This window comes from Candidatus Paceibacterota bacterium (assembly GCA_041660505.1).
Classification (GTDB): Bacteria; Patescibacteriota; Minisyncoccia; order Phycocordibacterales; family JACRKE01; genus JBAZWG01.
Genome location: JBAZWG010000004.1, coordinates 1 through 15,939, shown reverse-complemented (window position 1 = coordinate 15,939; position 15,939 = coordinate 1). Strand labels below are relative to the sequence as shown.

The 15,939-nt window shown below is 48.8% G+C and carries 16 protein-coding genes; 2 read left to right on the top strand and 14 right to left on the bottom strand.

Going from position 1 to position 15,939, the window contains the following annotated elements:
- From WC764_04525 to WC764_04480, 10 genes are all read right to left on the bottom strand, one after another.
- Positions 1–193 (bottom strand): hypothetical protein (locus WC764_04525; protein MFA6006958.1); only part of this gene is annotated, 193 nt, incomplete at its 3' end.
- 63 nt (positions 194–256) lie between these two features.
- Complete coding sequence (locus WC764_04520) at positions 257–1,468, bottom strand: hypothetical protein (protein ID MFA6006957.1); 1,212 nt, start codon at positions 1,466–1,468, stop codon at positions 257–259.
- A gap of 7 nt (positions 1,469–1,475) precedes the next feature.
- Positions 1,476–2,252 (bottom strand): SDR family oxidoreductase, encoded by a 777-nt coding sequence (locus WC764_04515; GenBank protein MFA6006956.1) that lies wholly within the window; start codon positions 2,250–2,252, stop codon positions 1,476–1,478.
- Between the two features lie 15 nt (positions 2,253–2,267).
- On the bottom strand, positions 2,268–3,224 hold the full coding sequence (locus WC764_04510) for an N-acetylneuraminate synthase family protein (GenBank protein MFA6006955.1): 957 nt from the start codon (positions 3,222–3,224) through the stop codon (positions 2,268–2,270).
- Positions 3,225–3,235: 11 nt separating this feature from the next.
- The gene (locus tag WC764_04505; protein ID MFA6006954.1) at positions 3,236–3,982 is read right to left on the bottom strand and encodes an acylneuraminate cytidylyltransferase family protein; all 747 of its coding nucleotides are present in this window, start codon (positions 3,980–3,982) and stop codon (positions 3,236–3,238) included.
- Complete coding sequence (locus tag WC764_04500) at positions 3,979–4,335, bottom strand: CBS domain-containing protein (GenBank protein MFA6006953.1); 357 nt, start codon at positions 4,333–4,335, stop codon at positions 3,979–3,981. The genes WC764_04505 and WC764_04500 overlap by 4 nt, the downstream gene beginning before the upstream one ends.
- Before the next feature lie 9 nt (positions 4,336–4,344).
- Positions 4,345–5,526, bottom strand: coding sequence for a UDP-N-acetylglucosamine 2-epimerase (neuC, locus tag WC764_04495; GenBank protein MFA6006952.1), 1,182 nt, complete (start codon positions 5,524–5,526; stop codon positions 4,345–4,347).
- A 51-nt stretch (positions 5,527–5,577) separates the two neighbouring features.
- Positions 5,578–6,678 (bottom strand): N-acetylneuraminate synthase family protein, encoded by a 1,101-nt coding sequence (locus WC764_04490; GenBank protein ID MFA6006951.1) that lies wholly within the window; start codon positions 6,676–6,678, stop codon positions 5,578–5,580.
- Entirely contained in the window at positions 6,665–8,560 is a 1,896-nt protein-coding gene (locus WC764_04485; protein MFA6006950.1) for a glycosyltransferase, read from the bottom strand. The genes WC764_04490 and WC764_04485 overlap by 14 nt, the downstream gene beginning before the upstream one ends.
- A 36-nt stretch (positions 8,561–8,596) precedes the next feature.
- Positions 8,597–9,481 carry a glycosyltransferase gene (locus tag WC764_04480; protein MFA6006949.1) on the bottom strand — a complete coding sequence of 295 codons (885 nt, stop codon included), beginning with the start codon at positions 9,479–9,481 and terminating at the stop codon, positions 8,597–8,599.
- A gap of 63 nt (positions 9,482–9,544) precedes the next feature.
- Here WC764_04480 and WC764_04475 point away from each other — a divergent pair, with 63 nt between their 5' ends.
- Both WC764_04475 and WC764_04470 read left to right on the top strand, forming a co-directional pair.
- Complete coding sequence (locus WC764_04475; protein MFA6006948.1) at positions 9,545–10,504, top strand: kinase; 960 nt, start codon at positions 9,545–9,547, stop codon at positions 10,502–10,504.
- Positions 10,501–11,163: an HD domain-containing protein gene (locus tag WC764_04470; GenBank protein ID MFA6006947.1), complete on the top strand. Its 663-nt coding sequence runs from the start codon at positions 10,501–10,503 to the stop codon at positions 11,161–11,163. Before WC764_04475 ends, WC764_04470 begins: the two co-directional genes overlap by 4 nt.
- Positions 11,164–11,188: 25 nt before the next feature.
- Here the strand turns inward: WC764_04470 and WC764_04465 are convergent, their stop codons facing one another.
- From WC764_04465 to WC764_04450, 4 genes are all read right to left on the bottom strand, one after another.
- A complete protein-coding gene (locus tag WC764_04465; GenBank protein MFA6006946.1) occupies positions 11,189–12,004 on the bottom strand; it encodes an NAD(P)-dependent oxidoreductase in 816 nt (271 codons plus the stop codon).
- Positions 12,001–13,041, bottom strand: coding sequence for a bifunctional UDP-4-keto-pentose/UDP-xylose synthase (locus tag WC764_04460; GenBank protein MFA6006945.1), 1,041 nt, complete (start codon positions 13,039–13,041; stop codon positions 12,001–12,003). Before WC764_04460 ends, WC764_04465 begins: the two co-directional genes overlap by 4 nt.
- Before the next feature lie 41 nt (positions 13,042–13,082).
- Positions 13,083–14,336, bottom strand: a complete 1,254-nt coding sequence (locus WC764_04455; protein MFA6006944.1) for a class I SAM-dependent methyltransferase — start codon at positions 14,334–14,336, stop codon at positions 13,083–13,085.
- A gap of 6 nt (positions 14,337–14,342) precedes the next feature.
- On the bottom strand, positions 14,343–15,939 hold a 1,597-nt coding region (locus tag WC764_04450; GenBank protein MFA6006943.1), incomplete at its 5' end, for a hypothetical protein.

Below are 15,939 nucleotides of genomic sequence, written 5' to 3'. Positions count from 1 at the left end.
TAAAGTCTGTCGGCCCGCTGCCGGCATCGGTATAAAAGGAAATGAGCGGAATCATCGCGTTGATGCCGATACCATCAAGCGTCGCACTGACGACCCCGAGCGCGATGAGAATTATTATCTGCCAACGATACTTACCGAATATGCGCCACAGGACAACAAAGTTCTTGAAGTTTGAGTTTTGAGATGCGTTCATAGAAACGTGTCGTCCATGTTATAGCATATAACTCTTTGGAAATACGAAAGGGTGCAAATCAAATTAGTTTTTTGCCATTTCTGCCATTAAGAGGTCAGCCACCCGCTGCGCATTTTTGCCGTCTACTGGATAATTCTGTTCCATGTGTTTTCTCAGTTCTGCATTTTTTGCACTTTCAGGATCGAGTAACTCTGCGACTGTATCGGCGAGACCATTAACGTCGTCAAGCCCGACACTTGCCCCAAGCGTAACTGGCGGGGGCGGTGTCAAACCTTTCAACGGCACGACAAATCGGGGGTCGGTGATGTGCACAGTCGGTTTGCGACGATAAATGGCATTCAATCCTTCGGTTGAAATAATCATCACCACTACATCGGAAGCCGCACCAACTTTATTAAATCCCAGTTGTCCGACGTTAATACATGCTATACCCGCCTCTCTAAAAATTTTCTGATATGTCTCCCGTGGTGTATTATCGCGAGGATGGACCGTAAATGCAATCCTGAATTTTGCTTTCACTTTTTTTAACTCATCTGCCATTTTTTCAACCAACTTAATGTCGGTGCCCATTGACGCAGACACGAATGTGATAATCTTTTCATCGGGCATCATACTCAATTCTCTTCTGGCATCGGTTTTTAATCCCTCTGTATCTTCCGTAGCAAAACGGTCAAAAGCTGGTTGTCCCGTAATTTCAATGCTCCCCTCCAACTCGGGAAATTCTTTGACAATGATATTCTTCGCTTCGCTGTCCAAAACGCAAATTTTCTTTGGGTACGACAACTTACGCTCTTTGAGTCGCTGCAAAAAACCGAGAGAAGAGGTGTAGTAATCTTCGACCAATATCATGGGTACTTCTGGGTAAGTCGCCACAGCGTACGTTTCCAGTCCCTTTTCTGAAACAGAAGAGTTAACCAGCAACACGTCTGGCGTACCAAGCACCTGGTCCGCACCGAGAGTCATGTCTTGGGGCGTAATGTCGTTCATCGGGAACTCTTTTTCCAGAATTTCCTCCGCCCGACCATCTGTCAGTACCCTCATGATAATCGTGTCGTCGTGATGCAACAACTCCATCACTGGTGCGAGTGCACCGGCACTTCCTGGATCGCGGGAGATGACCAATATATTTTCTTTTTCTCCTTCTGCCTGCGGTTCTGCACCATTTTTGATTTCAAATACTTTAGTCTGAAAAAGATCTTCGCGCCCCTCGATATACGCGAGACGCTTTTTTTCTTCTGGGGGCAATTGACGCAGAAAAGATGGGTGTTCTGTCATACTTTTTTCAGAGCGATTTCTTTGCGCCGCCGTCAACAGGAAGCAATGTGCCGGTGATGCCGGCTGCCTCATCCGATGCCAAGAATGCAGCCACGTATCCCAGTTCTATCGGATCCATAAAATGCCCCGATGGTAATTCGGCTTCTTTTTCTGCCACAATAACTCCTCTGTCGACACTACGACGTCGTGCGGCATCATCAATGAGCTGATTGGTTCGGGCTGTCAAGAAACCAGCCGGCATTAAACTGTTTATTGTAATACCATCTTTGACAACGTCCCAGGCCATAAGTTTGGCGTATGATGCAAGTGCGGCGCGCACAACACTCGAGGTCGCCAACAGTGGGGATGGTTCAAGCGCTGTCGTTGATAAAATATTTACAATTCTTCCCCAGCGACGCTTGCGCATTCCTGGTAACACGATGCTGTATACCCGGATGGTTGATCGGAACAGAAGATCCAGAGCCTCTTCCCATGATTTTTCATTCTGTTGCGAGATGGTGCCGGGTGTTGGTCCTCCGACATTATTGATTAATATATCTATATCTATCTTTTTTGATTGTAGCGTCATTTGCAACTGCTCCAATGCTTCTTTCTTAGACCAGTCGCATGGAATAGTAATGATATCTACATTTGAATATTGGGAGTGGAGAGTATGTGCAGCGGCATTAAGATCAAGTTCATTTCGTGCACACATAACGATGCGGCAGCCCTTTTGAGCAAGTGCTTGGGCACATCCGAAACCTAAACCTTTGCTCGCACCTCCAATCAGTGCTGTTCGTGTCATATAATTATGTGTGAGTTAGGTGATATCTTCATCGGGCAGATACTCGCGCTTAGCAACACTCCCAACTACGCGACTTATATCCCATGCCGGAGTGCCGGTACCTGGCCGCTTATAGCGCACCATCTCCTGCGTGATTGTTTCGCCCCGTACTATGGCTCTAGCGGCCACAACAGATCGACGAATTTTCGCGCGCCATGACTGTTCTTGTTCTCCCATCACACGATCGTATGTGCCCATCATGGCACGTGTCTGCGCGAGCATTTCAAGCACATTCCCCGCTTCGCTACAAAGTATGGCATGTGGACCATCAATTAACTTGGGGGAGAATTCTTCCGCGACATAGACGAACACACTCTCTGCACCCGCCGCGATAGCCGCTGGTAGTGCCTCCCTCGCTGCTGCATGTTGCCCATACGCGACCGGAACACCAACTTTTTCAATAAGGAATGGTATTGCAGACAGGTTAAGTTGTGCCGCAGGTGTGGGAATGGGAAAAACCGTATGAATGAGCCTAACATCAGCTTCAGGATAGGGAGAGCGAATTAATGCGACCGCTTTGATCATCTCGTCAGGCGTTGAAGCTGCAGTGGAGAGATATAGAGGGGCCTTCGTGTCCGCTACTGCAAGATGCAATGGGGTATACGTAATATCACTGCTGAGTACTTTAAAGAAGCTGGCTCCAGCATCGACAAACGGCCGAACGTGTATGGGGTCGAGTATTGCCACCCCCACATGCGCGCCGGCGGCGCGAGCATGGGAAACAACTGCAACGTTATCCTCAAACGAAAGGCAGTTCGACTGTAGCATCTTGGCCCCAGTGGCGTCACGGCTATACGCCAAAGGATCAACAAGAGCTTGGATGGTTAGGTGTGTTGCTCCCTGCGCAATGAGCGTATCGACCATGCGCAACGCCCGGGCCTTATCGCCCAAATGATTTATACCTATCTCAAAAATTGCGAGTGGTGTTTCCATATGTAGTCATTTCAACGACGGTCATTTATGTATTTCCCCTCCTTCCCCGCCAGAAAGTGTTTCATTTTCGCCTCTGCCATGACCCAATCTTCTATCGTATCAATATCGGCTAGTTTTGAACCGTCCATGACATAGCCATACGTGCTCTCGCCCCAAAGGCTTTTATCTCCTTCGAATAGATTCTTTCGGCGGAATCCGTATATAGCTGAATTGATGACATATGATTTCGGCACCTCTTGATTACGATGGATCAGATTTTTAAGAGGAGCATTGTCCCCTACTCGCCCTACTATTCCATTAGAGGCGATGACAAGCTGTTTTGAGTAACTGAAATGTCCAGGCACTTCCGAGATTCCAACGATTGAATCAAAATCGGTTCGGGTCGTAAGGAGTTCTGCAACTTCTCGAATATGGCTCACCGTTCTTCCCACGGCACTCGGCTCGAGCAAAATAAAATTCTCTGGAACATATTTCTCGTCGTCTGCCAGTTTTTGGAGCGTATAGCGCAGAGCGTCGTGGTACGAAAGATTGGTTGCCAACTCTGCGGGCTCCATAAACGGCACTTCTGCACCAGAATGCTTAGCGATTGCCGCTATGTCTGTACTATCGGTAACGACAATGATCCGCTCGAAAATCCCGCTTTTTTTGGCTGCCTCAATGGTCCACACAATGAGTGGCTTACCGAAGAAATTTTTTATATTTTTCCCCGGGAGCCGCTCACTACCCCCCCGAGCACCGATAAGCCCAAGCATAGTCATGTGGTTTTCTCTCCTCGCGCAATAACATCAACAACGACATTACCGACACCCAGTATTGGAATAAGATTTATCTCCGGATGTTCTGAAAAGATCTTTTTACTCTCCTGCGCGATAGCTACGGCCCGATTGAGTGACAGTACGTTTGGATTGAGTATTTTGAGGATAGGAGTAAGTTCCATTGCGCCCTTGACAAGGGCGCGGCGAATATCACCGTCAGAAAGTATGCCGAGCAAAGCGCCCGCGCCGCCAATGACGATCACGCAACCGCGTTTATTCTCGGTAATAGCCATCAGTGCATCGGCAATCGTTGCGTTTTCGGCGATGCAATACGATGATGTGGAGATAATGTTCATAACAATAGTCTAGTACGTAATGCGCTTTACGAGAAGCTCCTCATTGTGCTCAACTGTAGCGATAATATCGACGATATGACGTGCTGATTTTCCATCCCCATAAGGGTTTACACAGTTGCGCATGCTTCGCACAAATTGTTTAGAAAGCGCTTTAGTAATAGCCTTTTTAATCTCCGACACGCTATGCGGTGCATTGATGACATTCTTACCTTGGAGCCGGCCTCTCTCGCGATTGCCTATATTCACTGCGGGCAGTTTAAAGGACGGTGCCTCAAGAATGCCCGAGGATGAGTTGCCGACGAGTACGTCGGCGGCGGCCATGAGGCTAGCATAATCTTCACGTGGCACGTTGGGAAACACTTTCATTGCCGACGTACGTTCCTCCTGTATGACACGCGAGACTGCCGTGCTGCCCGCATCTGAATTACTCATAATAATAACGACTCGAGCATCAAACTGTTTGACCGCCTGCAAGGTGATACGCATCTGCTCGCCCGCTTTCTCAAACTCCTCCGTCACTGGATGTTGTGCGACGAGGATGAGCGGCTTCTTGCTATCCTTGAGCCCGAGTTTTTTAAACAATTTTTTCTTCGGCGTTACGTTGTCGTGCAAGAGATCATCGAGCTGGGGTGCTCCCGTTGTGTGTATGCGGAACGGTTGTTCACCCATGTTGAGTATGCGCTGTGCCGCGTCCTCATTCGCGGCAAAGTGTAAGTGTGCAAATTTAGTGATGGCATGACGCGAAACGCCATCAATGTTGCCGGAGACCTCACCTGCTTGAATATGCCCTACGGGGAGATACAGATGGGCTCCGACAATCGCCGCCATAAGTTGTTCGCCGCGATCGCCGCCGACGAGAACGAAATCCGCCCCCATGCTCCGCAGTATTTCGGGAAGTTGCAACATAAATATGGAAAGGGACTTGACCATGGTGAGATGGTTGTACCCATCGAGTGTGTTATGTATCACCGCATCAATCTTGTAGCCCTCTTTGCGTATCTCTTCGATCGAGGAACCGAAGCGGTCCAGCACATGCATGTTGGAAACGACGACCCCGTAGTCGAGATCGGGGCGTTTCCGTATCTCATTAATGATCGGGCGATAATACCCCCACTCACCTCGTGAGCCGGCAATAATAGCTATTTTCTTGGGCTTTTTTGCCCCCTTTTGCTTGGGACTCTTTGAAACCATAGTGGACGTACTATATACAACACACTTCTATCTTCGCAAGTTTCAGCGAGTTTAAGCAACGTCTCTCCATGTCAGCATTGTGTCTTTAGGAATATCGCGGGTAGCTTTGCGACCGAGAAGTTTGCTTGAATACATCTTGTCTAGGTACTTAGATGGAATACCCAGAATCTTCTTACCTCCTATGGTCATAGTGAGTGGTCGGCGTTCGATAAGATTTTGAAGCGTAAACTCCTCACCCTTTTTAATATCACGAAAGGAAGTCGCGGTGTGGAAGGCCCAGTCTCGCACGACCTGCTCTTCTTTCGTAATACTTTTTTCCGAGCCGAGACCGATTTCTATTTTGCGAATGCCATCCACCAAATCCTTGAACATATGCGGCTCAAGTGCGATAGCGTGGTCGGGTCCTTTTTGGTTCCTATCCAGCGTGAGGTGCTTCTCTATCACTTTCGCGCCGAGCGCTACGGCGGCATACGCGGTGTAGTTATCCATGGTGTGGTCGCTCTGTCCCACCCAAACACCAAACTCCTTTTGGAGTTTTGGAATCAACCCAAGATTTGCGTGACTGTAATCGTTCGGCGGGTATTCGGACGTACAATTAGTGAGCACGAGGTTCCCTTTTGCGCCTTCTTCCTCGTACACCTTTACGGTGTCAGCAATTTCATCCCAGGTGCACATGCCAGTCGAGACAATGACTGGCTTGCCGGTCTTCGCGGAGATCTGCGCGATGCGCCTGTGCTGGGGTAAATTATCAAGCTCACCCGAGCCGGTTTTAAATGCCTTGACATTCAAATTCTCAAGCACATCGACTGCTGCGGCGCAAAACGGCGTGCAGAGATATTCAATCCCCACTTTTTCACAGTATTCCTTAATCTCTTTGTGCATATCAAACGTAAAAAGATTGCGCTGTAAAATCTCATAGAGTGGTCCGTCCCACATATCGATGGAGCCAGGAATCATTTCGTTCTTACCGTCCACTTCATTTTTGCCGACCAAATGGAGCTGGAATTTCGCGACATCGGCTCCCGCCGCCTTAGCAGCATCCACCAACTTCTTGGCGGTTTCCATAGAACCATTATGGGAGTCTGCTATCTCGGCAATGATGAGCGTTCGAGGACCGCCAATGATACGAGTACCAAATTTAAGAGGTTGCATAGTGTGTTGTATCGCGCGACCAGAGGCGGATGCGGTCGGCTATTCGCTCGGAAGCATGGCCGTCAAATGAAAATTGTTTTCCCATAAAGGCTTCGGCTGTCGCACTCATATGCTCGCGCGCTTCAGCGCTTTTAGCAAGCCGCTGGAAGATGCCGGCGAGTTCCTCCGGCGAATGTGCAACCGCGAGCGCACCGGCTTGTACAAACTTTGAAAAATGAAAATCGCACATAAGTTTCTCGATGGGGGCGAACGCGACGACAACCACCGGCTTGCGATGCAGCATAGCCTCATACACGACAGTCGAGTAACTGCAAATAACGACATCAGCCTGTGCAAATAACTTAGGGAGTGGGGTGCCCGAAACGTTCTTGTATGACACCCCAACAAGTCCGCGCGCCTCCGCTTCTTGTGCGAACGCTCTGCGATAAGGGCCGGAGCGCGCGCTAATGGCCAAATGAGCGTTCGGTATGTTTCTCATCGCGTGGCCCAACGCAGCGAAATATTCTTCCGTAGAGAATGTGCCGAAGCCTTCTCCGGCACCAATGGCGGGTGCAACACTCAAGAAAACGAGATCGCTGGTCTCGTGCCGAGTTTCGCCCTTTGCAATAGCATACGAGTCAAATCGTGGTGAACCAACCGAGAACAAACGCCGCGGCTCATACCCGAGTGCGATCAATTCTTCGCTGACGAGATTTCCGTAGGTGGCAATGTATTCGGCGGCATGATGGATGGTTGTAGAACCCGGTCCGAAATATTGTATGCCGTGCTGTGATTCCAAAGACGGAATACCCATCCGTTTAGCAACCAGTGGCAGTATCGCAAAGTGTACCTGTCCGCTTATACTCGCGCGGAGAAGCACCGTGTGGGGAACCAGCTGTTCATACATCGCATAGGTACCTTCAATGTCACATAAGACACGCGGCAACGCGTGTTCCATTAGGCGCGTCATGATGCGTTCGCACAGTGGAGCAAGGGAAACGCCGCAAAACATAAAATCCACCCCTTCCCATGTCTGTGTGCGAACCGACTGCCACTTTTCAAGACACAGATGCGAATACTGGAGGGCTTCCCGCCGGGCCTGACGAGAGAGAAAATGTTCGATGTGCATGAATTGCGCTTTGTGGCGCCAAATAGTTTTGAAACCCATTTTTAGGGCCTCGCTACGGTCAAGGAGTATTAACTCTGCTTCGGGGAGCTTCCTCAGAACAGGAGAGATATTTCTCCAATAATCACTTGCGATGATACGAATTTTCCTGCGCGGGCGCAAGGAAATAATCATATTCAGTATTGAAAGCGCATTGCCAAACAATATCCGTTTATACGTGAAGATATGTTGTTGCAATATGTTGTGTGCACGCACAGAGAAGGTGGTCTGCCGTATCGACTTGCATACAATGTGACGACTCTGTGCCACTTGCCGCGCTGCTTCCACCACCGTGAACAATTCGTATTCAGCCAAAGAACCGGAGGTTTTAGATACTGTGGTCGTCGGCTCCTGCACGACTAAGCAGTCTATCTCTCCTGCGCTGTCCACGAATTTAGCAATTACTTCGATGTAATACAAAAGAAAAATAAGATAGATGCTGATTGAAAAACGCAACGGCTTGAGAAGAGGAATATTTTTATATTCCAAGAATGAGAGCGTCTCGCTCTCACATATTTCGTGTGCAAGCTTCCCATGGCGCATAAAAGCATTCGGGCTGATGCGATTCTGAAGCGTTTTGCCCGAGACAAACGGCACATCGCGTTTCTTGAGCGCGAAATCAATTTCCGCGTCAAGCGAGACGATTGTAGGCACCTCGCCCTCTTCGCCATACTTCGCCAAAAGTGCGTCAAGCGACGCGAGCTGGCTCGTTTCGTATAAAAAAATGGCGATCTTCATGCGTGTCTGATTGGAACCCAAGGTACAGGGGAAATGTTACCGCATTGGTGCGCGGCCAAGCGTGCGAATCAGGAGATTACGCATCGCGCGATCAATCCACAATACGACCGCCATAAGCGGGGCATACGCAGGATAGTGCTTCTTGAAGTAGAAAAGTTGGTCTCTGTAATACTGACGGTCCCTCCAGAGATTCGGTTTCTTATTGGCAGCTACGGACTTAATGTGGGTGACATTGGCGTCTGGAACTAAATATATTTTATAGCCGCGGTTATAAATGCGGCGACAAAGGTCCACATCAAGGAACACGTTATTGAAATCCGGGTCCACGATGTAGGAGTCGAGCGCCGCGCGACGGAATATAAAGAATGCAGTCGGCGGCTGCTCTATCTCAAAGACGCGTGTCGCGTCCAGGTCGTCGTAATGGTAGGACTTATAGTTGCGCAACCCGAGCAGATATTTATCAATAAACCGGCCGATGACCGTGGTAAAAAAGGAGCGTGCTGGCGTCATCAGACGGCGATGATAATTTTGCAGAGAGCCGTCCGGATAATGGAGGTTCGCGGTAGCCGCACCCGCCTGCGGATGGGTATCCATAAACGTCATGAGCGCCTGTAGCGCCCCGGGCCAGACGCGAGTATCGGTATCCATCGTCATAAGATATTCACCGCTCGTGCGAGCGAGCACGAGATTGAGCGCGGAGAAGCCGATATGTTTTTCGCATTGCACAAACGAGAAGCGCGAATCGCGTTTATATTTCTCATCCACCAGAGCAAACCCTCCATCGGTAGAAACATCATCAATAAGAATAACCTCAAACGGCACATCTCCCGAAGCGGACACGAGAGATTCAAGCGCCCCGTTTATGAGATCGGAGGAGTTGTAATTTGAGACTATGATGGAGACCTTGGGAACGTTTTTCATATTGGGAGATACTAGCATAAACCAAGCGAGAGTATTTCTTCGGGGTTATGCTAGTATGGTACCGTGATTATAGTAAAATCCCCTCTGCGGGTATCTTTTTTTGGCGGATCTACCGACTATAAGTCTTTTTATAAAAAACATGGCTCTTTTATAATTGGTACCACGATAGATAAATATATCTGGCTCTCCGCACGATACAGACCGAAAATTCTACCGAAAGAAAATTTCATCGGCTATTCCAAAGCAGAGATCGTCTCTTCAATCGATGATATTCAAAACCCACTCATCAGAGAGACGTTGCGACATCACGATATACGAGACCATATAGATTTCAATTCTTCAGCGGATGTCCCCTCCCGGACTGGGCTAGGGGGGTCATCGTCATTTTGCGTCGGCATGGTACATCTCATGAAAAAACTGAATGGTGAGCGTAGTAACAAAAAGAATATAGCAAAGACCGCTATTCATATAGAACGAAACATACTGAAGGACAGTGGTGGCATACAGGACCAAATACTCGCCGCATACGGAGGATTTAATACCATCAAGATTGATCGGAAGGGAAACTTCACGGTAAAGCCACTTCCCATCTCCGATGCATTCAAAAAAAAGTTTCAGGACTCTATCGTTCTCATATATACCAATAGCCAGAGAAACCAGAATGAAATTGCGAAGTCGCATGAGAATAAAGATAAGAAAAAAATATTGAAGCTCGCCAGAAAGGCGTATAAAGCATTTTTAAGAGAAGATGTAGAAGAAATAGGAAAATTATTACTTGAAACATGGAACGAGAAACGAAAAATATCGCCTCTTATATCAACAAATAAAATAGACAAGATAGCAGATACGGTCATGAATATGGGTGCGTATGGAGTAAAACTTCTGGGGAGCGGTGGATGTGGTTTCCTTATGGTAATCTGTAATCCGGTCGCAAAGAAAAAAATACTCAAAAAATTCGGAAAAGACGTTCTTGCGATTACATTCGAAAACCAAGGCACATCAATAGTGTATCCAAACCAATGAAAGCGTTTAATTCTTACCAAAAAAAATTCAGTACCCTTTACACCGCGGTACGAAATAATCATGCGACATCGATACGCCGACACCGTGGTCATGGTCTCGATCACGATGTTGCAGTGGCACAAATGGCGGTACTCATCGCGCCGACTCCGCAGCTCGCCGATATGGGTTGGGTGGCCGCGCTCATCCACTCTACCGACCGCTTAACGGAAGTGGATAGGTATCCAGCGCAATTGCGCGAGTATCTTAGTCTTCTCCCGGTGAATTTCTTCAGTGATGAAGAGGTCGAAGAAATCTATCTCGCCGTACTTGAGCACAGCGAAAAATCGCCTCCGCACCGGAGTCCAACACAGGAAATCCTGCAGGATGCCGACAAGCTTATCAACATGCAAAGCATGGTGCTTATCAGATCCGGACAATTTCGATCTAAGATTCCGGCGATCGAATTTCCGTATGTGGAGAAAACAAACCCTGCGAGTACCTATCACGCGCCCAAGAGCGTCCTAGACGGCTGCAGGATAAGCATCTATGAATACCCGCAGCTCATCAATACTCAAAAGGGGAAGGAGTTGGCGTCCGTATACGTCGAGCGCTTCCGGCAATACGAACAGCAGATCCTGGAAGACCATCAATTGCTCGGTTTAGTTGGCGTCGAGTTATAGATAGCAAGGAAACACTTCTTCGTTGTTACTTTTTCCACTCGGTTTCAATATATTCCCGCAGCGAATCCCGCCACGGCCGCACCAATGGAGACAGAGGCATACTCTCATTTTCTCCAATAGTGTAGGGCGAGGGAAACTCTGAGGAGACTACGGGAATGACTCTCGTATCCCACCCCATGATGGAGACTATCTCTTGTGCGATATCATATCTCGTCGCAACACCGCCACCTACGTGGTATATGCCGCGTTTATCTTCTTCGATAAGTTTCTGTATGGCTCCCGCGACATCTTTCCCCCACGACGGCGAAGCGCGTTTATCGGTCGTCACGCGTATCTCGGGAACGGCGCCCTGCGCGAGCAATCTCCCGACGAACTTATTATCTTTCGCCGGACCGCCCCCAAACATCCAGGATATTCGCATAATAATATAGTCATCGACCATACCCCTGACGGCAAGCTCTCCGAGATGTTTTGAACGGCCGTATACCGTGGTCGGATTTGGAACGTCCTGTTCTGTATAAGGCTCACTTTTTTTGCCATCGAATACGTCGGAGGTAGAAATATATACAAGCTTGGCGCCGACGCTATGCGCGCCAAGCGCCACATGATATGTTCCTGTTGCGTTTACGAGATAGGCCTTATCAGGATTCTGTTCGCAGAAAGAAAGGTCGGTGAGGGCCGCGCAGTGTACGATGGTCCTCGGCTTGATATCTGTACACATCCTCATCACCGCACGAAGATCGGTTACATCAAGATCACTCTCACCAGCGCGCGTCCCGAAATCACAATAGGATCCCAGAGCGCCCTCTCCTCCGGTTATGAGAATATCCTTCGCTTTCATCGTTTATTCCCCTGATTCAACTCTTCAACGTACGCGGCAAGGGTTTTCTTCAGTGCTTGGCGTAAATTCACTTTCGGATTCCAGTCCAAATCGCGCTCTGTGCTGCGTATGTACGGCGTTCGATTGATCATGTCTTGGTATCCTTCGCCGTAATGCTTCTTCGCGGTGATGTCAATAATCTTCACATCCTGTATGCGCTCACGAAAGTACGGGTACTGTGGAGCAAGTTCAAGCATCATCTCGGCCACTTCTCTAATAGAATGGTTATTTTTGGGAACGCCGATGTTGTATATCTTTCCTGTGGCAATACCGTTTTTATTCTCAATAATCTTAATGAGCGCATCAATACAGTCGCTAATATAAGAAAAAGAACGTCTATTGGTTCCGCCATCAACGAGCTTCAGGTTTTCGCCGCGCAGAATATTACCAAGAAATTGTGTGATGAGGCGTGCATTCCCTTTCGTATCATGAATATTGTCCTGCCCGTACCCAATCCAGTTGAACGGTCGGAAAAGAGTGAAATCGAGTCCTCGGTCGCGTCCATAGGCGAATATGACCCGATCCATCATCTGCTTACTCGTCGAATAGATCCAGCGCATCTTATTGGTTGGTCCCGTTACGAAATTTGATTCTTCAGGATGAAACTCACGGTCCGTGCTCATGCCATACACTTCGGATGTCGACGGCCAAATCACCCTCTTTCCTTCTTTCACGCACATGCGCACGATAGCGAGATTTGCTTCAAAGTCGATCTCGAAGACGCGTAACGGATCGAGAATGTATGTCTTTGGCGTGGCGATGCCCGCAAGCGGAACGACGACATCGGCACGAGAGACCAGCTTCTGCATGAGCTTTTTATTAAGAATGGAGCCCTTATGGAATTCAAACCGCGGATTGTTCCGGAACTCGCGGATCGTATCATCGGACAGATCGTTGGCAATTACATACCAATCCTTCCCGTTCAATATGCGGCGCACGAGGTGCTGACCGATAAAGCCATTCGCGCCGAATACGAGTATGGTCTTTCGTTTTTTCATATATGCGCGCAGCGTATCACAGCAGGTATAACGTCACAAACTTACGAAAGGATGCTCGGTGTTGGAACAGGGAGGATAAACACGCCTCCGTTTTTCTTAAATCGCTGATGGTTTTTAACGATTGAATCCGCGAAATTCCACGCGAGAATAAGACAATAGTCCGGCTTGTCGGTGTACAGGGTGTCAGACGCTTTGATTGGGATATGCGTACCCGGCATATAGAGACCTTGCTTCATTTTAGAATCGTCAACAATGTACTCGAGCATGTTCCCGTCGATGCCGAGTGCATAACAGAGCGTCGTTGCTTTTGCAGGTGCGCCATAGCCGACCACCCGCTTGCCTTCGCGGCGGAAATCTTCAAGGAGCGAGCGCAATTTCTTCCCGATAGCATCGATACGCTCGGCGAATGCGTAATAGGTGGACACCGTATTGAGCGCGGACTCTGTATCTTGCATTTGTTGGACTCTCTCGGAGGTCTTGTGCGGGCCACCCTCCCGTCCTACGAACACGCGAATCGAGCCTCCGTGGGTTGGAACGTGTTCAACATCAAAAATCCGAAGTCCGAGCCGCTGGAAAAACGGCACGAGAGGCGTCAGGTGGTAGTAGCACAAGTGCTCATGATAAATCATATCGAACAGATTTTGTTCTATCAGATCCTTAAGGTACTGATTTTCAAAGATAAAGACGCCCTCTGGCAATAAAAGCTCCTTCACCGACTCTACGAATCCGACGACATCGTCAGTGTGCGCGAACACATTATTTGCAGTAATGATAGAAGCTTTACCGTGTTTTGCGACGATACCCCGCGCTGTTTCGGGCGTAAAGAATTTCGCGATCGTCGGGATGCCGTTTTTTGTCGCTTCTTTTGCAATATTTTGCGCTGGGTCAATGCCCAATATTTTCGTACCCTCTTTTTTGAAATGCGAGAGCAGCACGCCGTCGTTGCTCCCAACGTCTACGACAAGTGAATCTCCCGATAGAGAGAACCGCTGTGCAACGGTCTTTGCATAGTCGGCGAAATGCGCCACGAATACCGGCGAGGTGCCGGATACGTAGAGATAATTACCGAAAAGCACTTCTGGGTCTATCACATCGCGCAACTGAATGAGCTTGCACGACTTGCATGCGTTAACGACGAGCGGCGCAAATAGTTCTGGTGTATCGAGGTCGGCGGGTGCAAGATATGCGTTCGCTGGCGGCGTCTCACCGAAAGAGAGAACCTGGACTACATCGGGGCTCCCGCAAAGGCGGCAATCGCTACGAGCGTGTACGACTTTCTTATAGTCAGTGTTCATAGTGAATTAATCACTTGTACCATTTTTCTTTTGGATAACAAAACTTGCAAACGTATATCGGTACTTCCCTTGATACAGAAAATCAGGATGGGGACAATCCCAATCCGGCACATCGACGAGCTCACAGCCGGGCGCATAGGAGAGCAATCTTCTTTCAAGGTCGGCCTTGGTGTACAAGCGGGCGTCCACACCGGGCTTCGGATCTCCTGTTTTCCATCCGTCTTTATAATCACAGGTGATGACCGCATAGCCACCCGGGGAGAGCAGTCCGGTTACACACTTCATAAACGAAGCGTCATCGGGGTCGTGTTCGATTACCGAGGTTGAAAATATAATTGAATAGGAGTGCTTCATCGTAGAAGGACGCGTATAAAATTCCTGCACGGAGAAATTAACCATCGGATCTATATCTTCCACTTCGAATCCCATTTTTTGGAGCGTCATTGACGCGGTATCTTCGTAACTGCCGACGCAGAGCAGCCGGGGATTTCTAAAGTTTTTCAACAACCGATATACCGTGTCAAAAACAAAAGCTTGTTGTACGTTGGCCCGGGCTATTTTTTTAGACATGGTCAAGGGGACGGATGCAAAGAGTTTTTGCACGGCCGGTCCATACAATGCCCTCGCCTCATCGTCCAGAATCCGGTTCAATCCATTGCCCTCCCCGAGAGAGACCGGGGTGTAATCATCGACACTGGGAGTAGTGATATCGTCTTCTACGACAGCTCTCGTATTTCTAAGCCAGGTAAACGAGGGATCGGGTAGGGTGAATATCCTGTTGCGGAAGGACTTCACTGTTCCTACAACTCCCCCACCTCTCTTCATGGGATGCGCCACGCTCTTAAGCACGCTGTCGAGAATCCGCTCATAGTCCCATACCAGATGCGCCTTGTCCCAGTAGGCGGCGATCTTTTGCAGGGGTGCGAAGCCGTTGTTGTATATCGTCTTCAACGAGGAGTCATCGATACATATTGTCGGGCGAGCCGATAGCACATGCCTGAACATGGGACACCTGGTCACCGCCACGGGCCTTTTGACGGCCAGGGCGTTATCGAGAACGCTCGAGATACCGCGGCCGCCTGTATCCTCATACATAAAGACATTCATACTATTGCCGGCAAGAAATCCGAGAAGCTGTTCCTTGTTAAAGAATTCGTGCGAAATCTCGAGCCGAATGCCCTTTTTATAGATGCTTTTTCGGCATCGCTCTGCAATCGCCCTGGCACGGGCCCCGTCTGTATCCCCGAAATCAGCGGAGGGCATATTCAGCCTGATAATCGCTTCATCAAATTCCTCTTGCACTTTCTCCACTATCCGTTCGAAACCTTTCTTGGGTGTCGCAAATCCAAAACTTCCTACAGTAAAGACAGGGGGTGGCGGTGGCGAAGTGTAGTCAGGCACCAGTCTTCCGGTTTTGAACACGAGCGGGTTCTTTAGAAGTAACGTGGGGTCAGCGGCGATATAAAAGTCAAAGAGAGAATTCAATTTCTTGTGCATCCGCCCTAAGATCCATGTATTGCGATACGCGGTTGCTGTATCAGCTACTTCCTGGGTCACCTCGTGAATAATCCCAACGTGCGGGACACTTACACTCGCTATGTTG